Consider the following 19929-nt stretch of genomic DNA (forward strand, 5'->3'; position numbering starts at 1 on the left):
TCGAGGAGAGCCGACATGTTCCAGACCTTCGATTCCGCCGGCGATCCGGCCGTTGGCAAGCCGCGCGTAGCAATGCTGCGCCAATGGTTGGCGGCGAACGGGCTGGATGGCTTCATTGTGCCCCGTGCCGACGAGCACCAGGGCGAATATGTCGCCGATCGCTCGGCACGGCTGAAATGGCTGACCGGCTTCAGCGGCTCGGCCGGTGTCGCCATTGTGCTTGGCGAGCGCGCCGTCATGTTTGTCGACGGGCGCTACACGCTGCAGGTGCGCCAGGAGGTCGATCTCGACATCTTTTCGATCGAGAGCCTTGTCGACAACCCGCCGGCCAACTGGATCAAGGACAATCTCGGCAAGGGCGTGCGGTTGGGCTTCGATCCGTGGCTCCATACGATCAGTGACGTCAAGGCGCTGAAGGCCTCGGCCGAGAAATCAGGCGCGATACTGGTGCCGCTCGAAGAGAATCCAATCGACGCCATCTGGCAGGACCAGCCCGGGCCGCCACTGGGGCCGGTCGAGATCCACCCGATCGGCTTTGCCGGCGAACTGGCCAAGGACAAGCTGGTGCGGCTGGCGGCGGCCACCGAGAAGGACGGCGCCACCCATGCCGTATTGACCGACCCCTCCTCCATTGCCTGGGCGTTCGATATCCGTGGCGGCGACGTACCGCACACACCGCTGGCGCTCGGCTTTGCCGTGCTCGCCGCCGACGGCTCGCATCTGCTTTTCATGGACCAGCGCAAGTTTTCGCGCACCGTCGCGGCCTACCTGACGCAGCTCGCCGAATTGCACGAACCAGGTGAATTCGAAACGGCAATCGTCACCCGGGCCAAGGGCGGCGCAAAAATCGCGCTGGACCCGGTTCTCGCGGCGGACAAGCTCAGAATGCTGGTCGAGGATAATGGCGGCACCGTCATTGCCACGGCCGATCCGGCCCGCATTCCACGCGCAACAAAGAACAAAGCTGAGATCGCCGGCGCACGCGCCGCACATCGCCGCGACGGCGCCGCGGTCGCCAAGCTGCTGTGCTGGCTCGACCGCCAGAAGCCCGGCACGCTCGACGAAATCGCCGTTGTCACAAAGCTTGAGGAGACGCGCCGTCAGACCGGCGAAGAAACGCAGATGCCGCTGCGCGACGTATCGTTCGATACCATCTCCGGCGCTGGTCCTAACGGAGCCATCATGCACTACCGCGTCTCCCGCGCCACCAATCGCAAACTGGAGCATGGGGAGCTGTTCCTGCTCGACTCCGGCGGACAGTACCAGGACGGCACCACCGACATCACCCGCACCGTGCCGATCGGCACGCCAACCGAGGAGATGCGCGAGCGCTTCACGCTGGTGCTGAAAGGCATGATCGGCATCTCCATGCTGCGCTTCCCCCAGGGCACGCGCGGCTCCGAAATCGATGCAGTGGCGCGCCTGGCGCTATGGAGACACGGCTGCGATTTCGCCCATGGCACTGGGCACGGTGTCGGCTCCTATCTTGCCGTGCATGAGGGCCCGCAGCGTATCGCCAAGACCGGTACCGAAAAGCTGCTGGCCGGCATGATCCTCTCCAACGAGCCCGGCTATTACAAGGAAGGTTCCTACGGCATCCGCATCGAGAACTTGATTCTGGTGACACCGGCCGAGGCAATCGAGGGCGGCGACATCGCCATGCACGGCTTCGAGACGCTGACGCTGGCTCCGATCGACAAGCGGCTGGTCCGATCGGACCTTTTAACCCGCGACGAGTTGCATTGGCTTGACGAATACCATGCGCGCGTACTGGCCGAGATCGGACCGATGCTCGACGGCGAAACGCTGGCCTGGCTGGAAAAGGCAACCGCGCCGCTGCCGCACGACTTCAAGCAATAGCCGCGGCGGCAACGCCGGTTGACAGGCTCTGCTCCGCAAGCAGTCCCTGCAAAGCGGTGACGTTGGGAGAACCGGCTCCCTTGCGCCAGAACAACACCGTCACGGCATTGTCTTCGTCAGAGGGCAGTTCGTGCAGCTTTAGCCAGCGGCTTTCCGGGAAACCCGAAAGCACGCTTTTCGGCATCAGCGCTATGCCCATGCCAGCCACCACGCAACCAAGGATGGCATGGTATGAACCAAGCTCGATGGTTTTCTCGGCCATGAACCCTCTGCGCGCATACCATTGTTCCAGCCGCTTGCGGTGCGGACAGCCGTGCTCGAAGGCTATCATGGTTTTGGGCATGTCCAGGTGGTCTTCGACCGAAACGCGCGATGCCGCCGAGACAATGACCAGCTGCTCGTGGAATGCGGGCAGCTTTTCGAACGGAACGTCAGCGATCGGCTCGGCGGCGAACGCTGCATCGAGCTCACCGGCGAGCATGGCGGTCGCGAGAACCTGCGGATTGCCGGTGCGCAACTGGATTTCCACTTCGGGATGCCGTGCATGGTATTCGGCGAGCAGACTTGGAAGCCGTGCCGCGGCGGTGCTCTCCATGGCACCTAGGCGAAGAGTGCCGCGCGGGCGTGGATCGAGCATCGCCGTTCGCGCCTCCTCCGCAAGCGCCAGCAGCCGATCCGCATAGCCGACCAATTTGTGACCGGCCGGCGATACGTGCAGGCGCTTGCCCTCCCGGATAAACAGCTGCACGCCGAGATCCTCCTCAAGCTGCCGGATGCGTGTGGTCACGTTCGACTGCACGCGAAACAGTTTTTCCGCCGCCCTAGTGATTCCGCCCTCGCGCACCACCGTGCGGAAGATGCGCAGATCGGCCAAATCCATACATCTCTCCTGGAGAACATAACGATCTTATTTATTCATTTTAACTGATTATGCCTTTCCCGTAAATCGCCGGTGTAGCTGCCGATCAACACGGCAAACCAAGGGAGATGGAAATGTCGCGTGAGCCCTTCGGCATCCAGCCGATCGATCTAAGCGCATTGACGCCGAAGCAGCGCGAAGCGCTCTATAGCGACGCCGTGCGTGGCGCCCACCAGGAGAGAGCGGAGGCGATCCGGCTGAGCCTGTCGCGGGTCGGTGCGGCAATAGTCGCTGCGGTAAAGCGCATGTGTGCTCTCGCCGCCAAAGCAAAAGTCGATCAGCCGACGAGCTGCCGCGCGAGGATCAGCACGGCAGCACCGGCCAGGAACAGCGCCATCAGGCCGCCGCGCAGCGAGACCAAGCCGGCAACGATCAAGGCTGCCCATTCCGCCGGCCCGGCGCTGAGCGCCGCCGGCGCCACCAGCGTGGTCAGCACCGCCGCCGGCACGGCGCTGAGCCCGGCTTCGACGCGCGGATGGATATGATCGAAGCGGGAGATCACCAGATGACCGCCGATGCGGGTCAGATAGGTCGCGATCGAAGCGGCGATGATGATCCACAAGGTCGTGCTCATGGCCGTGCCTCCACGCCGCTGTGGCGAGGCGGCAGGATGACGGCGAGCAGCACGCCCGCCAGCGCACCTATGGAGACATGCCAGGGCGAGCCGACCGTTTTGTATGCAATGATGGAGGCGGCAGCGCTGGCGACGACCACCGGCAGCCACAGCGGCCGCTTGCGGAAGCTCATGACCAGGCCGAGAAAATAGATCGGCAGCAGGAAATCGATGCCCAACGCATGGGTGTCGGGAATAAGCTTGCCGAACATCGCGCCGAGCGCGCTTTCGATGATCCAGAAAACATAGACCGGCAGCCCAAGCCCCATATACCAGGTGAACCCGACGGTCTCGCCGGCCTCAGCCTTGCGCTCGGCCACCGCGAACTGCGGATCGGTAAGCACGAAGTAGCCTATCGCCTGCTGGATCAGCGGCCAATGCGCGATGCGTCGGCCGATGCCAGCCGAATAGAGGACATGGCGAAAATTCACCGCGAAGATCGACAGCACGATCAGCCACGGCGCGACATGCTGGCCGAACAGCTCGATGCCCACCATCTGGCTGGCGCCGCCGAACACCGTTGCGCTCATCAGGAACGCTTCGAGCACGGAAAACCCGTTGTCGACTGCGAGCGCCCCGAACAGCAACGCGAACGGCGCCGACGCCACCACGACGGGCATGCTGAGCCGCACGCCGTCCCAGAAATCGCTTTTCGCACTGTTTTCGGAGATTGCTTCCGCTGACATCGACCGCTCCTCGGGAAGCGCCTATGTAGGGAGGGCGGCGCGGCTTGTCACACCAATTCGCTTGAGGCAAACGATCAGCGGAAATGACAGCTGAAGCGTCGCGCAAACGCGCTTCCGTGCCTAGCGCGGCGAAGCCTTGCCTTCGATCGCCCTGCCCCAGTCAAGCAGCGGTTTTGCCCGCATGACGAAGTCGACGAGTTCGTCGACCAATCCAGCTCCGTAGATATCGGCCGGCTCGATTGCGTGCCGGACGGCAAAATGCCGGTTGCGGATCGCGGCAGCGAGATCGGGCTCGGCGATATGCTCGAAGCCGCGCGGCGTGCGCTTCATGCAGCCGTCCGGGTCGAACTCGAGGCCGTTCTTCTTCAGCGCCGCAACGAGGCTGCGGAATTCAGCGGACCGCTTCGCGATCGCGTTGCGCAGCGCCAGCAATAGCTCCGGTCCGGGCTGCCACCAGGCAACGGCGGCAAAGCAGCGCTCCAGCCCAATATGGACGTAAAACACGCCCTGTTCCATCTTGGTGCCGTCGGGCGAAAGGATCGCCGACAAATGCCGGTTATAAGGCCGTTTGTCCTTGGCGAAACGCACATCGCGATTAATCCGGAACAGCGACTTCTTGCGGTCGCCGCGCAGGCCGAGCCCCAATGCCATGAAGCGCTCGGAGAGCGTCTCGACCAGATCGCCGAAAGGATCGCGCAGGTCGCGCTCGAAAAGGTCGCGGTTTTCCAAAAACCACTCCCGGCTCTGATGAAAATCCAGCGCCTTGAGGAAGGGAATGGCCTTTTGCCCAAAACCATTGAAGGCAGCAGCCATCACGCGCCCTTGCCGATCCGCTGCAACCAGGTGTCCTCGTCGATCACCTCGATGCCGAATTTGGTCGCATCCTTCAGCTTGGAACCGGCGCCTGGCCCTGCCACCAGAAGATCGGTCTTCGCAGAAACCGAGCCGGCGACCTTCGCGCCGAGGCGTTCGGCCATCGCCTTGGCCTCCGGGCGCGTCATCTTTTCCAGCGTGCCTGTAAACACGATTGTCTTGCCGGCGACCGCACTATCGGCTGAGACGTTCACAATGTACGGCTTCGGGTGGACCTGTGTGAGCAGCGCTTCAAGTACGGCGTCGTTGCGTTCATTGCCGAAGAAATCGCGAAGGGCGCCTATCACCGTATCGCCGATGCCGTTGATCGAAGGAAAAACGGTGTGTGGATCGGCTGCCGCTGCTGTCTCCTTGCCAATGCGGATCAACTCCTCGATCGTCGAGAAGGTTCGGGCGAGCACAGCGGCCGTCGTTTCGCCGATATGGCGGATGCCCAGCGCGAAGATGAAGCGATCGAGTTCGGGTTCGCGGCGGGCGTCGATGGCAGCGAAGAGCTTGTCGAGGCCGTCATAGTTGCGTTCCTCGACGCTGCGTACATTCTTGCGCGTTTTGCCCGATGCGGCCTCGCGCTGCCTGGCCTGCTCCTCCCGTCGCTCCGCCAGCGCCTTGGTGACGGCGGGACGGCGGTCCCGGAGAGTGAAGATATCGGCGGCTGTCTTGACCAACCCGGCATTGAAGAACAGGTCTATGTTTTCAGCGCCCAGGCCTTCGATATCCATGGCGCCGCGCGACACAAAGTGGCGCAATCCTTCGACGGCCTGCGCAGGACAGATCAGTTCGCCGGTGCAACGTCGGCGGGAATCTTCCTTGCCGGTCTTCTCGTTGATCTCGCGCGTTGCCGGCGAGCCGCAGATCGGACATTTGTGCGGGAATTCGTAGGGCACCGCATCTGGCGGACGCTTGTCGGCTACGACGCTGACGATCTGCGGAATGACGTCCCCTGCCCGCTGGATGACCACCGTGTCGCCGATACGCACGTCATAGCCGTCGCGGATCGGCTGGCCGTTGCTGTCCAGACCCTTGATGTAATCTTCGTTGTGAAGCGTGACGTTTTCGACCACGACGCCGCCGACCGTGACGGGCGCAAGCCGGGCAACGGGCGCCAGCGTACCGGTACGGCCCACCTGAATGTCGATCCTGAGCACGGTTGTCATCGCCTGTTCGGCTGGAAATTTGTGGGCAATGGCCCAGCGTGGTTCGCCGGTGACGAAACCCCATCTGCGCTGCAATTCCAGCTGGTCGACCTTGTAGACGACGCCGTCGATGTCGTAGCCGAGCGATGAGCGCTGGGTCTCGATTAGGTGATAGTGCGCGACGAGTTCCTCGACCGATTTTGCTCGGACCATCAGCGGACTGACCTTGAACCCCCACTCCGCGAATTTTTGCACGGAATCGTATTGGGTCGGAGCTGGATCCTTTGAAGTATAGCCCCAGGCGTAAGCAAAGAATTTAAGGTTGCGGCTGGCGGTAACTAACGGGTCCTTTTGGCGGAGCGACCCGGCCGCCGTGTTACGCGGATTGACGTAATCCTGGCCGCCTATCGCCGCCGAACGTTGCTTCAGCGCCTCGAATTCCGCGTAGGTCATATAGACCTCACCGCGTATTTCGATGACCTCGGGCCAGTCCGATCCCTTCAAGGTCTTGGGAATATCGGCGATGGTCTTGAGATTGGCGGTGATGTCCTCGCCGACGACGCCGTCGCCGCGCGTTGCTCCCTGCACGAACACACCGCCTTCATACCGCAGGGAAGCCGATAGCCCGTCGATCTTCGGCTCCGCCGTGAAGGCGATGTTCAGATCCTTGTCGCGGTCAAAGAATCGCCGGCCCCGTTCTATGAAGTCCGCGACGTCCTGGTCGGTATAGGCCTTGGCAAGGCTGAGCATCGGCACCGCGTGGCGCACCTTGGCAAAACCTTCCGCCGGCGGCGCGCCGACCCTGCGTGAGGGCGAATCCTCGCGCACAAGATGCGGGAACCGCTGCTCGATGGCGAGGTTGCGCCGGGTCAGCGCGTCATATTCCGCATCCGTGATTATCGGCGCGTCCTCGCCATGGTAGCGCCGGTCGTGCTCGGCGATCTCCTGCGCCAACCGCTTCAACTCGCTTGCCGCCTCGCTTTCGCTGAGCGAATCGACTGGTTTTTCGTCCATGCACGGCTCCCTTCACGGTGGCGCGACACAATAGAACAGGATTCTCTCATGAGGGAGAGACCAGACACGGAAAATCATTCCTGAACAGCAGGATGGAGCCATACCCTGACTCAGGTCGCGAGCGCCGGAAACGAACTTGTCTAGGCTGCCGCGGTGTTCTCCCGCAGCAGCCGCTCGGCCGCCGCACGCGCCTCGTCGGTGATGGTGGCGCCGGCGAGCATGCGTGCGATCTCTTCCTGCCGCGCCGCCCGGTCCATCTCGGCGATGCGGGTCGAGACCCGGTCGGCCCCGCCCGATTTGGAGATCAGGAAATGCGTCGCCGCGCGCGCCGCCACTTGCGGTGCATGCGTGACCGACAGCACCTGCACGCGTTTTGCCAGTCGCGCCAGCCGCTGGCCGATGGCGTCGGCAACCGCGCCGCCGACGCCGGTGTCGATTTCATCAAAGACCAAGGTCGGCGCCGAACCCCGGTCAGCGAGTGCTACCTTCAACGCCAGCAGGAAGCGCGAAAGCTCGCCGCCGGAAGCGACCTTCATCATTGGACCGGGCCTGGTGCCGGGATTGGTGCGCACCCAGAACTCGACCTGGTCGATGCCTTGTTCCATGCCGTTCTCGGCATCGCTTGCGATCTCGACGATGAACTCGGCCCGTTCGAGCTTCAGCGCCGGCAGTTCGGCCATTACCGCCTTGGTCAGCCCGACGGCCGCCGCATGGCGAAGCGACGACAGCTGGGCCGCCGTAGTGTCATAGGCCTGGCGCGCCGCCGCAGCCTGTGTCTCCAGCGCATGCAGGCGCTCCTCGCCGGCGTCGAGATCGGCAAGATCGGCCGCCATGGTGTCACGCAATTGCGCCAGGTCGTCGACGGCGACGCTGTGCTTGCGCGAGGCGGCACGCAGCGAAAACAGCCGCTCCTCGGCTTTCTCCAGCCGCTGCGGATCATATTCGGTGGCGCGCAGTGCGGCTTCGACGCCCGACTGCGCCGCGTCGAGCGACAGCATCGCCTCGTCGAGCGATTTGACGACATCCTCGAGCAAGCCGGGCGCTTCGGTCACCTTGCGCTGCAGCCGCCTGAGCAGGCTGGCCAGTTGCGGCAAGGGCGAGGACGGACCCGAGAGCACATCCTGGGCATCGTGGACTTCCGAGGCGATCTTTTCCGCCCGCATCATCGCGGCGCGCAGTTCGGCGAGCTCGGTCTCTTCGCCCGGTTGCGGATCGAGCCTGGTCAATTCGGCGACCGCCGCACGCAGATAATCGGCCTCACGGGCAGCTGCTTCGACTTTGGCCCGGTGCCGTGAAAATTCCTGCTCGCAGGTACGCCAATGCCGCCACGCCTCGCCGGTTGCCCGAGCAGCGCCGAGATGGCCGCCGAAACTGTCGAGCAACTCGCGATGGGCGCCGGGATCGACCAAAGCGCGCTCGTCATGCTGGCCGTGGATCTCGACCAGCGCACGGCCGATGTCGCGCATCAGCGTCACGCTGGACGGCTGGTCGTTGACGAAAACGCGCGTGCGGCCGTCAGCCGTCTGGACGCGGCGCAGGATGATGTCGCCGTTGTCCTCGATGGCATTCTCGGCAAGCAGCATGCGAGCCGCGTGGTTGCGCGGCACGTCGAACACGGCGATGATCTGGCCTTGTGCCGCGCCATGCCGCACCAACGAGGCGTCGCCGCGGGCGCCAAGCGCCAGCGACAAGGCGTCGAGCAGGATGGACTTTCCGGCGCCGGTTTCGCCGGTCAGCACCGAAAGGCCGGACGAGAAGTCGATGTCCAGCTTCTCGATCAGAACGATATCGCGGATCGACAGCCTGGAGAGCATGGTAACGCGCCGCTCAGGCGCCGGTGATCAGCTTCCCGGCCTTGGAGATCCACGATCCGGCATTCTCGCGCGGCTCGAGCCCACCACTCTGCAGGAGCTTGTAGGAGTCCTTGTACCACTGGCTGTCGGGATAGTTGGTGCCGAGCACGGCCGCAGCGGTCTGCGCTTCCGACGTCAGCCCCATCGCATAGTAGCTCTCGGTCAGACGCGCCAGCGCCTCCTCGACATGACGTGTGTTCGAATAGTTCTCCACCACGTTGCGGAACCGTTTGACGGCCGCGATGTATTCGCGGCGCTCGAGATAATAGCGGCCGATCTGCATCTCTTTGCCGGCGAGCTGATCGTTGGCGAAGCGGATCTTCTCCTTGGCGTCGTCGGCATATTCGGACGTGGGCCAGCGCGTCACGAGGTCCTGCATCGTCTGCACGGTAAGACGCGCTTCCTTCTGGTCCTGGGTGACGTCCTTGATCTGGCGGTAGTAGCTCAGCCCGATAATATACTGGGCATAGGCCGCATCGTCGGTCGACGGGTACAGGGTCAGGTAGCGCTTGGCCGAACCGATCGCCTCGTCGTAATTGCCCTGACGGTAGTCGGCAAAGGCACCCATCACCATCGATTTGCGGGCGAATTCGGAATAGGGATGCTGGCGGTCGACGGCATCGAACTTGCGGCTTGCCTCCTGCAGTCGCCCGGCATTCAGATTGGCGAGACCCTGATTGTAGAGCACGTCGGCCGGCTCGGTCTGATCGACATAGGTCGATAGATCGACGTCCTTCTCGGACGACATGCAGGCCGACAGAAACAGCGATGGAACGACCACCGAAAGCGCCAGGAAAACAGCCCGCCGCAGCGCCTTCGATTGACCAACTCGCTTGAAAAACATGTTTGGATTCCGCCCTTTCGGCGTCATTTCAGTCGACGGCAGCAGCCATAAACCATAATTGCCTTGCCCGGCAACGCTATCCCCGGCCAATCGCACATTTTTGTGGCGGTTTGGCGCCACCTGGAAAGCTGTGTGATTTGGCCGGCCGGTGATGCATCCATGCAACACAGCTTGACCGCAATGTGGCCGCAAGACCTTAGGAATCAGATCATCCAGGGCGCATAGAGGGGTGCGTTGACGGCGCTCATCTCGGCGGTACGCCCGCGCTCGCGGCGCGTCGTCTCAACGATCTCGAAAGCCGAACGGTCCGACAAGAGACGGCGCAGCGCAGCTGCGTTCAGCCTGTGGCCGCCACGATAGGAGCGGAAGCAGCCGATGAACCGGGCACCGGCGAGCGCCAGGTCGCCCATCGCATCCATCGTCTTGTGGCGCGCGAACTCGTTGGGATAGCGCAGGCCTCCCATGTTGATCACGCGGTTGTCGTCGCCGATCACCAGGGAGTTTTCCAAAGACGAGCCGAGCGCATAGCCGGCCGCCCACAGCCGCTCGACGTCCTTCATGAAACCGAAAGTGCGGGCCCGCGCGACGTCGCGGCGGAAAATGTCGGCGTTCATGTCGGATGCAAAAAGCTGGCGCCCGATCGCCGGGCTTTCGAAATCGATCTCGATCTCGAAGCGCGTGCCGTCATAGGGCCTGAACTCCGCCCAGCAGGCGCCGTTCTCGATGCGAACCGGCTTGACCACCCTGATGTAGCGACGCTTGACCGGCAGCGTTTCGATGCCTGCCTGGTCAATGGCCTCGACGAACATCACTGCGCTGCCGTCGAGGATAGGCACCTCATGGCCGTCGATTTCGATGACGAGATTGTCGATTCCAAGCCCGAAAAGCGTCGCCATCAGATGCTCGACCGTGGCAATGTGCTCGCCTTGCGGATCGCCAAGCATGGTGCAGAGATCGGTGGCGCCGACCTCGGAGACGAGCGCGCGAAATTCGTGGCTTCCGCTCGCATTCGAAAGCTGGAAGACGACACCCGTATCGGCATCCGCCGGCAGGAAATGGACGGTGACCGAATTGCCACTGTGAACGCCGATGCCAGTCAGCGTCGCGCGCGATTTAAGTGTCGTCTGATAGTCGTGCAAAACAATCCCCATAGCCCACGCTGCCTAGGTCCGCTTCATCTGCCCTGAGGGCGCGGCTCTTGATTGATCGGCAGGCAGGGCCACTTCCCCGAGACTCCCAGCAAACCGACTTTGGTCGGTGGCGAAGATAATGATCCCGCAGGGAGACTCCAAATCACGGTTTCTTACTCTTTGTAACTGCGGTCCAGCGCGGGATTGCCCCATAAGTCCTTGTTTTACAATCACTTTTAACGTTTACAGGCGAACAGTTTCCTGCTCGCCTGTTAATAACTGTTACGAACCGTTAACAGATCAATTGGCCTGTCGGCGCAGGAAGGCGGGAATCTCCAACTGATCGTCTTCCTGGACAGCCCGGCTCTGCGGCGTCAGGCGGCCCTGCTCGTCCAGTTGGCCGCGGCGCGGCGCGTAAAGCTGCGGATCCTGGCTGGCTAGGCGGCGCACTTCGGCCGGCGCCTGGCGCAGTTTCGGTTCGCGCGGCTGCGCCGGCTGCAGCCGTGCAGGCTCCTCTTCGCGGCGGGTCAGACCGTTGGTCAGGCGCTTGAGCAACCCCATCGGGCCGCTGTTCTCGTGGTCGGCCGGGCGGATCTTGGCTTCCACTTCGGCCTTCACCTGCGGCGGGAAATCCTCGACCCGCGGCATGCGCTGGGGCGCTGCGGCAACCGGCTGCGGCATTTCACGATGCGGAGCCGGCTGCATCGCTTGCTGAACCACTGGCTGCATCATCGGCTGCGGCTGAGCCGGTGGCGCCTGGAAGATCTTGCTCTGCGGGCGGAAGTCTTCCGCATGGGCGACCGGTGCCGGGCGGGCCTGCGCCATCGCTGCCGCATTCGCCTCGGCGAGCTGAATGGCCTCGGCGACCGGATCGGCAGCACGTGGTTCATAGATCGGCTGCTGGACAGGCGCCGGGCGCATTTCCGTGACCTGAGCCGCCGGGCGGCTGGCCGCCTTCGGCGGAGCCGTGCGGATGGCGATCGGCGCGGCAGCGATTTCGGCCGCCGATTTGTCGATGCCGGTGGCGACCACTGACACGCGGATAACGCCTTCGAGTTCCTCGTCGAAAGTGGCGCCCAGAATGATGTTGGCATCCTGGTCGACCTCTTCGCGAATGCGGGTTGCCGCCTCATCGACTTCGAACAGGGTCAGGTCGCGGCCGCCGGTGATCGAGATCAGCAGGCCCTTGGCGCCCTTCATCGAGGTCTCGTCGAGCAGCGGGTTGGCGATGGCGGCTTCCGCCGCGGCCATTGCACGGCCCTCGCCCGAAGCCTCGCCAGTCCCCATCATCGCCTTGCCCATTTCGCGCATGACCGAGCGGACGTCGGCGAAGTCGAGATTGATCAGGCCTTCCTTGACCATCAGGTCGGTGATGCAGGCAACGCCCGAATAGAGCACCTGGTCGGCCATGGCGAAGGCATCGGCGAAGGTGGTCTTGTCATTGGCCAGCCGGAACAGGTTCTGGTTGGGAATGACGATCAGGGTATCGACGCATTTCTGCAGTTCCTCGATACCCATGTCGGCCGTCTTCATGCGGCGCTGGCCTTCGAAGTGGAACGGCTTGGTGACGACGCCGACGGTAAGGATACCCTTTTCGCGGGCAGCGCGGGCAACGACGGGAGCCGCCCCGGTGCCGGTGCCGCCGCCCATGCCGGCAGTGACGAAGCACATATGCGTGTTGGAGAGATGATCGATGATCTCATCGATGCATTCCTCCGCCGCCGCGCGCCCGACTTCAGGCTGCGATCCGGCGCCGAGACCCTCGGTGACATGCGCGCCGAGCTGGATCAGCCGCTCGGCCTTCGACATCGTCAGTGCCTGCGCGTCGGTGTTGGCCACCACGAACTCGACGCCGCGCAAGCCGGCGGTGATCATGTTGTTGACGGCATTGCCGCCGCCGCCGCCGACACCGAACACGGTGATGCGCGGCTTGAGCTCGGTGATGTCCGGCTTCTGCAGATTGATGGTCATTGTCTTCGTCCTTTGCCTTTCCCGCCGCTTCGCCGCCGCGGCCGCCTATGGGGCTGTCCCCGTCAAAATTAAAAACTGTCTCTCAACCACTGACTCATTCGATGCAGTTTTCCGCCTGTTCCGGTCATCCGAAGACCGGAAATTCCCTTCGCCGGCCGGCTCTCGAAGCTCGCCATCTGTGGATAGATCAGAAGTCCGACCGGGGTCGAGAAAGCCGGCCCCTTGGCCGCCTCGGGCAAGCCTGCCACGCCAAGCGGGCGTCCGATGCGCACATTGCGGCCGAGAATGCGGCGTGCTGCTTCTGGCAGGCCGGCAAGCTGGCTGGCACCGCCGGTCAGCACCACACGCTTGCCGACGGCGTTGCCGTAGCCGGATTTGTTCAGCCGGTCGCGCAACAATTCCAGCGTCTCGTCGATGCGGGCGCGGATGATGCGCGTCATCACCGAGCGCGGGATCTGCAACGGCACCTCGCCGTCCTCGCCGATCGGATGGATGGAAACCAGGTCGCGGTCGTCGGCACTGCCAGGCAGCGCCGAGCCATGCATCACTTTCAGCCTTTCGGCGGCATCGAGCGAGGTCGACAGGCCCTTGGCCATATCCAGCGTGACGTGGTTGCCGCCGATCGCGATGGCATCGCCATGGACGAACTTGCCTTCCGAAAACACCGAGATCGTCGTCGTGCCGCCGCCCATGTCGATGCAGGCCGCGCCCATTTCGAGCTCGTCGTCGACCAGCGCAGCAAGCCCACTGGCATAGGGCGTCGCCACCATGCGTTCGACCGACAGATGCGAGCGGTTGATGCAGAGCTCCAGATTGCGCAAGGGCGCTGCGTCGCCTGTCAGCACGTGCATGTCGACGCCAAGCTGGTCGCCAACCATGCCGCGCGGATCGCGCACACCGCGCTCGGCATCCAGCGAAAAGGCTACGGGAAGCGAATGGATCACCTCGCGCTCGGCCCGCAACGCCTGCTTGGCGCCGGCGGCAAGCACGCGCTTGATGTCGGCCTCGTCGGCCTCATGGCCGCCGAGATTGATGGTGGCCGAAAAAGCCTCGCTCTTCAGCCGGCCGGCAGTCATGTTGACGATCAGCGAATCGACCGTCAGTCCCGCCATGCGTTCGGCGGCGTCGACGGCAAGACGGATGGCGTGCTCGGCACGGTCGAGATCGATGACGACGCCCGATTTCACGCCTTGCGATTTCTGGTGGCCGATGCCGATCACCTGGACGCGATGCGAGCGTCCGCGCAGCAGCTTGCCATCGTCGCGCGGCTTGAGTTTGGCCACCACGCAGCAGACCTTGCTGGAGCCGACATCCAGCACCGTCAGGATGCCGGACCGGCGCGACGAGGCATCGCTATTGCCGCCAAGCCAGCTCATATCTTCGTCTCCGGCTTGCGCTTCAGCATCTTGGGCTTTTCGTCGAGCGCGGCTTGGCGCTGTGTCGCCGCTTCCGGCGTCAACTGGACGACCAGACGATCGGAAAGGCGCATGTCGACGGCGGCGATGTCGCGCGTCAAAAGCCCGTTCTCGTGATCCATCCTGACCAGGTCGGCAATCGCCTGATCCTCACCGTCTTCGGGAAGCTTGATCGTGATGCCGTTTTCAAGCTTGAGGTCCCAGCGCCGTTCGCCGATGCGGATATAGCCCTTGATCCGCGCGGCGAGCTCCGGATAATTCTTGATCTTGGCTAGGAAATCCGGCGCTTTGGCCGGTGCGCCGGTGCCGATGATCAGCGGCAGCAATATCTGTTTGCCGCCGGAGAATGGCGCAATGACGGTGCCGGATTTCTCGATGACCGAAAGCGCGCTGCCTTGCTGCCACAGCGCGAACGGCTCGCGCTCCTCGACGCGCACTTCCAGCGTATGCGGGTAGACCTTGCGCACTGCCGCGGCTTCGACCCAGGGTAGCGTGGTGATGCGTTCGCGCGCGGCTTCGGCATCGAAGCCGATCAGCGAGGTCCAGCCGTCGAGTTCCAGCCTGTCGAGAATATCGATCTCGGACGTTTCGCGGTTGCCGACGACCTTGACCTGGTCGACGGCAAAGCCGGTGCGGGCGGTGACACTCTGGACGATGGCGTCGGAATATCCGCCGAGATAGGCGCCATAGGCACTGCTCGAAACAAGCAGTGCCGCCGACAGCATGGCAGCGCAATAGGGCGGCGCTTCGAAGTCGCCTTCGCCGAGGCGCGCCAGCACGCGCACCGGCCGGCGGAGCAGGCGCGGCAGCACGAAATGGTCGAACGACAACGGCATGCCGAACAGCGCCGGCCCGGCCGCGCCCTTCCCGTTGCCCTGTCCCCACTTCAACGCAGACACGAAGCGTCCTCCACCATCCAACTCAACAAATCGCCGAACGAGTGTCCCGCTTGCGCGGCGATTTCCGGCACCAAAGACGTCGGCGTCATGCCCGGCTGGGTGTTGACCTCGAGCCAGACAATTTCGCCGTTTTCGGAGTGACGATCGTCATAACGGAAGTCCGACCGGGAAACGCCCCGACAGCCGATAGCTTGATGAGCCTTGAGTGCCAGTGTCTGTATTTTTTGGTAAATATTCGGTGAAAGTTTTGCCGGGCATTCGTGTTTTGATCCTCCCGCGACGTATTTTGAATCATAGTCGTAAAAGGAATGGCCGGTCGGGATGATCTCGCAGACACCGAGCGCCACATCGCCCATCACCGCGCACGTCAATTCCCGCCCGTGCACATAACGCTCGACCATCACCGCGTCGCCATATCTCCACTCGGACGAGCCGATGATCTGCGGCGGATGCGACTGGCCTTCATGCACGATGACGACGCCGAAGCTCGATCCTTCGTTGACCGGCTTGACTACATAGGGCGGCTTCATCGGGTGCTTGTTCTGGATGGCGAAGCGATTGGCCACCTTCGATTCCGCCACCGGAACGCCGGCCGCCTTGGCGACCTTCTTGGCCTGTTCCTTGTTCATCGCAAGCGCCGAGGCAAGCACGCCGGAATGGGTGTACGGAATGGCGAGGTACTCGAGGATGCCCTGGATGGTGCCGTCCTCGCCGAAGGGGCCGTGCAGCGCATTGAAGACGACGTCAGGCTTGAGCTCGGCGAGCACCGAGCCGATGTCACGCGAGACGTCGACGCGGGTGACCTGGTAGCCCTCCCCCTCCAGCGTATCGGCGCAGGCTTTGCCCGACGACAGGGATACGGGCCGCTCGGACGAGAATCCCCCCAGAAGGACGGCCACGTGCTTGCTTGTCATTCCCCGTCATTTCCTCTCACAGCAGGCCTGCACCATCATGCATGGCCCGAAAAGCATCGCGCGCACTCAAATGCGCCCGAGCAACTTCGCTCCCGTGTTTCCGCAACATTGAGTCCGAGTCTCCCGGCAGGTTGCCCCCCCAGACGGAAACGCGAGTAACGCGTCGAAACGACTCAAATCAGGAAACGCTTCAGGGCAGAGAATCAGAGAGTTGATTCGCTGGCAAGTGCTTACGATTCCGATGGATTCACTTTCCGCAAAAACGGCAGCAAAATGTGAATTCATGACTCCGAAAGGCAACGGCGGTCAGCTTGCCTAAAGCAACTGCCCGAGAAATTCCTGGACGGCATGGCCCGGCCGAAAATTACCGATGCGCTTGATCTCCCACTGCAGCCGGATACCTGATCTTTCGAGCACGCGCGCACGCACCGTCTCACCGAGATATTCAAGCTCGTAGCCCGTGGCGGTTCCGGTGTTGATCATGAAGTTGCAATGCATCGGCGACATCTGCGCCCCACCAACCATCAGGCCGCGGCAGCCGGCCTTGTCGATCTCCTTCCAGGCCGAGGTGCCCTCAGGATTCTTGAAGGTAGAGCCACCGGTCTTTTCGCGGATCGGCTGCACGGTCTCGCGATGGTTCTGGACAGCATCCATCGCGGCCTTGATCGCCGCCTTGTCCTCAGGAATGCCTTCGAGCAGCGCCGACGTGAAGATCAGCCCGGACGGCGCCGCTGAATGGCGATAGGCATAGCCCATATCGGCATTGCTCAGCGTATGAACATTGCCCTTGCGGTCGAGTGCCCGCACCTCGACCACGCGCTCGCGCGTCTCGACGCCATTGGCGCCGGCGTTCATCCTCAGCGCTCCGCCAATGGCGCCGGGAATGCCGTGGTAGAAATGAAAGCCACCGATGCCTGCCTCGTAGGCAACGGCCGCAAGGCGCTTGTCGGGTGTCGCGGCGCCCGCCTTGATCGTGGTCGGCGCAATTACTTCGGTCTCGCCAAAGCCTTTGGCCGAAAGCCGGATGACAAAGCCCGCAATGCCGCCGTCACGGACAAGCAGGTTCGAGCCGACGCCGACGATGGTCAGCGGAATTTCCTCCGGCACCGCCTTCAGGAACGTGGCAAGATCGTCCTCGTCGGCCGGCTGGAACAATGCGTCCGCGAGCCCGCCGGCTCGAAACCAGGTGATCTTGTCCATCTCGGCATTGGGCGTGATGCGGCCGCGCAGTCCGGCAAGCCGGTCGCCAAGCTTCTCGATCAACGCCTGGCCGCGCATCATGAGATGGTCCCGCCGAGTTCCTTGGGCAGCGCATAGGCCCATTGGGTGATGTTGCCGGCGCCGAGGAAGACGACGAAATCGCCCGGCTTCGCCACCTCGCGCACGATCGGCGCAATCGCCGCCGGACCTTCGATGTAGCGTGCGTCGCGATGGCCGCCGGAGCGGATGCGCGACACCAGTGCGTCGGACGTGACGCCGTCGATCGGTTCCTCGCCGGCCGCATAGACGGGCGCCACCATTACCGTATCGGCGTCGTTGAAGCAGACGGAAAACTCGTCGAACAGATCGCGCAGCCGGGTGAAGCGATGCGGTTGTGTAACGGCGATGATGCGACCCTTGGTAGCGCTGCGCGCAGCTTTCAGTACCGCCGTGATCTCGACCGGATGATGACCGTAATCGTCGAACACATCGACACCGTTCCACGAACCGGTATGGGTGAAGCGCCGCTTGACGCCCGCGAAAGACGACAGGCCCTTCTTGATTGCCTCAGCCGAAAGGCCGAGCTCATGCGCGACGGCAATCGCCGCCGTCGCGTTGGAGACATTGTGGCGCCCGGGCATGGGCAGCCGCAGGCCTGATATCGTTATCTGGCCGTGCGTCTTGCGGTCGCGGATCACCACGTCGAATTCCGAGGTCGGGCCGTCCATGCGGTGATTGGTGAAGCGCACGTCGGCCTGCGCATTTTCGCCATAGGTGATGACGCGCCGGTCCTCGATGCGGGCGACCAGCGCCTGCACCTCGGGATGGTCGGTGCACATCACACCAAAGCCGTAGAACGGCACATTCTCGACGAACTGACGAAACGCTTCGCGCACTTTGTCGAAGGAGCCGTAATGGTCGAGGTGCTCGGGGTCGATATTGGTGACGACGGCAATCTCGGCCGGCAGCTTGAGGAAGGTGCCGTCGCTCTCGTCGGCCTCGACCACCATCCATTCGCCGTCTCCCATGCGGGCATTGGTGCCATAGGCATTGATGATGCCGCCATTGATTACCGTCGGGTCGAGCCCGCCGGCTTCGAGTAGCGTCGCCACCATCGAAGTCGTCGTCGTCTTGCCATGCGTGCCGCCGATCGCGACCGCCTGCCGGAAGCGCATCAGCTCGGCCAGCATTTCGGCGCGCCGCACGATCGGCAGCAACTTCTCTCTCGCCGCCTTCAGCTCCGGGTTGGATTTCTTGATTGCGGTGGAGACGACGACCACTTCGGCCTCGCCGAGGTTTTCGGCCTGATGGCCGACGAAGCATTCGATGCCCTTGTCGCGCAGCCGCTGCACATTGGCGCTGTCAGCCTGATCGGATCCCTGCACCTTGTAGCCGAGATTGTGCAGCACCTCGGCGATGCCGCTCATGCCGATGCCGCCAATGCCGATGAAATGCACGAGGCCGATCGTCTGTGGCATCTTCATGCGTGCGTCTCCTTCCTGAATTCCGAAACGGATTTCCTGGACGCAATAGCCTCTGTCAGATCGGCGAGCAACCGCGCCGCGTCGGGTCTTCGCACCGAGCGGGCCGCCGAGGCCATGGCGGCGAGCCTGTCGCCGTCGCCCAGCAACTCCACGATCTCGCCTGCGAGCGCCGCCGCGTCGAGGCCGGGCTGGCGCCGCATCACCGCGCCCCCCGCATTGACGAGGATCTGTGCATTGTGGCCTTGATCGTCGTCGAGGGCATGCGGAAGAGGCACGAGGATGGCCGGCCGGCCGATCACCGAAAGCTCGAGCACCGTCGACGCGCCCGAGCGTGAGACGACGAGATGCGCGGCGGCCATGCGCGCCGGCAGATCGGAGAAGAACGACGCGACCTCGGCCTCGATGCCGAGAGCGCGGTAGTGCTCTCTCACCCGCGCCTCGTCCTCGCCGCGTGCCTGCTGCACGATGCTCAGCCGCGAGCGCATTGCGCTGGGCATCGCCGCCACCGCCTCAGGCACAGTGTCGGAAAAATAGCGCGCGCCCTGGCTACCGCCGAAGACGAGCAGCCGCAGCGGTCCGCCGGGCTCGGGCACGGCATAGGGCCTGCCGGCCACGTCGAGCACCGCCTGCCGGACCGGATTGCCAGTCTCCACGATCTTGGCCGAGAAGGGACCGGAGGCCTTGAGGAAGCCCCCCGCAATCGCCGTCACCCGCGGCGCGAGCGCCTTGTTGGCGCGGCCCATTACCGCGTTCTGCTCATGGATCAGCGTTGGCGCACCGCGTCGCGTCGCCGCGAACAGCGGCGGCAGCGTCGGATAGCCGCCGAAGCCCACCACCGCATTCGGCCTCAGCCGGGCGATCAGGGCGGACGACTGGCGGAATCCACGCCACAGGGTCCAGAAGGTCCGCGCGACAGTCAGCGGATTTCTCGACCCGAAGGTAGCGGAGGCGATAGCGTGGACGCCGTCGCCGGGGAACCTGCCGGCATAGCGCTCGGCGCGGTCGTCGGTGGCCAGATGTACCGCCCAGCCGCGCGTCTTGAGCTCATGTGCCAGCGCCTCGGCCGGGAACAGATGTCCGCCGGTTCCGCCTGCCGCCAGAAGGATGACCCCCTTCGCCAT

General features: G+C 63.6%; 16 protein-coding genes. 1 reads left to right on the top strand and 15 read right to left on the bottom strand.

The features are described 5' to 3' along the window. The first annotated feature begins 15 nt into the window (after positions 1-15). Positions 16-1860 (top strand): aminopeptidase P family protein, encoded by a 1845-nt coding sequence (locus NKI54_RS17295; protein ID WP_352692032.1) that lies wholly within the window; start codon positions 16-18, stop codon positions 1858-1860. On the opposite strand, the gene NKI54_RS17300 is transcribed toward NKI54_RS17295, so the two are convergent. The 15 genes from NKI54_RS17300 to murG form a co-directional block, all read right to left on the bottom strand. Then, positions 1850-2740 carry a LysR family transcriptional regulator gene (locus NKI54_RS17300; RefSeq protein ID WP_352692034.1) on the bottom strand — a complete coding sequence of 297 codons (891 nt, stop codon included), beginning with the start codon at positions 2738-2740 and terminating at the stop codon, positions 1850-1852. The two genes, NKI54_RS17295 and NKI54_RS17300, sit on opposite strands and share 11 nt — an antisense overlap. A gap of 316 nt (positions 2741-3056) precedes the next feature. Then, positions 3057-3353: an AzlD family protein gene (locus NKI54_RS17305; protein ID WP_352692036.1), complete on the bottom strand. Its 297-nt coding sequence runs from the start codon at positions 3351-3353 to the stop codon at positions 3057-3059. Continuing rightward, positions 3350-4078, bottom strand: coding sequence for an AzlC family ABC transporter permease (locus NKI54_RS17310; RefSeq protein WP_352575100.1), 729 nt, complete (start codon positions 4076-4078; stop codon positions 3350-3352). Before NKI54_RS17310 ends, NKI54_RS17305 begins: the two co-directional genes overlap by 4 nt. A gap of 120 nt (positions 4079-4198) precedes the next feature. Then, positions 4199-4891, bottom strand: coding sequence for a DUF2461 domain-containing protein (locus tag NKI54_RS17315; RefSeq protein WP_352692038.1), 693 nt, complete (start codon positions 4889-4891; stop codon positions 4199-4201). Then, positions 4891-7098, bottom strand: coding sequence for an NAD-dependent DNA ligase LigA (gene ligA, locus NKI54_RS17320; protein ID WP_352692040.1), 2208 nt, complete (start codon positions 7096-7098; stop codon positions 4891-4893). The genes NKI54_RS17315 and ligA overlap by 1 nt, the downstream gene beginning before the upstream one ends. 140 nt (positions 7099-7238) lie before the next feature. Then, positions 7239-8912 (bottom strand): DNA repair protein RecN, encoded by a 1674-nt coding sequence (recN, locus tag NKI54_RS17325; RefSeq protein ID WP_352692042.1) that lies wholly within the window; start codon positions 8910-8912, stop codon positions 7239-7241. 13 nt (positions 8913-8925) lie between these two features. Beyond that, entirely contained in the window at positions 8926-9795 is an 870-nt protein-coding gene (locus NKI54_RS17330; RefSeq protein ID WP_023676756.1) for an outer membrane protein assembly factor BamD, read from the bottom strand. Between the two features lie 203 nt (positions 9796-9998). Next, a complete protein-coding gene (gene lpxC, locus NKI54_RS17335; protein WP_352692044.1) occupies positions 9999-10946 on the bottom strand; it encodes a UDP-3-O-acyl-N-acetylglucosamine deacetylase in 948 nt (315 codons plus the stop codon). Between the two features lie 279 nt (positions 10947-11225). Continuing rightward, the gene (gene ftsZ / locus NKI54_RS17340; RefSeq protein ID WP_352692047.1) at positions 11226-12896 is read right to left on the bottom strand and encodes a cell division protein FtsZ; all 1671 of its coding nucleotides are present in this window, start codon (positions 12894-12896) and stop codon (positions 11226-11228) included. 68 nt (positions 12897-12964) lie between these two features. Beyond that, entirely contained in the window at positions 12965-14272 is a 1308-nt protein-coding gene (gene ftsA / locus NKI54_RS17345) for a cell division protein FtsA (protein WP_023676759.1), read from the bottom strand. After that, the gene (locus NKI54_RS17350) at positions 14269-15210 is read right to left on the bottom strand and encodes a cell division protein FtsQ/DivIB (RefSeq protein ID WP_023676760.1); all 942 of its coding nucleotides are present in this window, start codon (positions 15208-15210) and stop codon (positions 14269-14271) included. Before NKI54_RS17350 ends, ftsA begins: the two co-directional genes overlap by 4 nt. Next, positions 15198-16124 carry a D-alanine--D-alanine ligase gene (locus tag NKI54_RS17355; protein ID WP_023676761.1) on the bottom strand — a complete coding sequence of 309 codons (927 nt, stop codon included), beginning with the start codon at positions 16122-16124 and terminating at the stop codon, positions 15198-15200. Before NKI54_RS17355 ends, NKI54_RS17350 begins: the two co-directional genes overlap by 13 nt. Positions 16125-16439: 315 nt before the next feature. Further along, entirely contained in the window at positions 16440-17405 is a 966-nt protein-coding gene (murB, locus tag NKI54_RS17360) for a UDP-N-acetylmuramate dehydrogenase (protein ID WP_031211769.1), read from the bottom strand. Then, positions 17402-18808, bottom strand: coding sequence for a UDP-N-acetylmuramate--L-alanine ligase (murC, locus tag NKI54_RS17365; protein ID WP_352456166.1), 1407 nt, complete (start codon positions 18806-18808; stop codon positions 17402-17404). Before murC ends, murB begins: the two co-directional genes overlap by 4 nt. Continuing rightward, positions 18805-19929 (bottom strand): undecaprenyldiphospho-muramoylpentapeptide beta-N-acetylglucosaminyltransferase, encoded by a 1125-nt coding sequence (gene murG, locus NKI54_RS17370; RefSeq protein ID WP_352456167.1) that lies wholly within the window; start codon positions 19927-19929, stop codon positions 18805-18807. Before murG ends, murC begins: the two co-directional genes overlap by 4 nt.

This window comes from Mesorhizobium sp. M0663 (genome assembly GCF_040320585.1).
Taxonomy (GTDB): domain Bacteria; phylum Pseudomonadota; class Alphaproteobacteria; order Rhizobiales; family Rhizobiaceae; genus Mesorhizobium.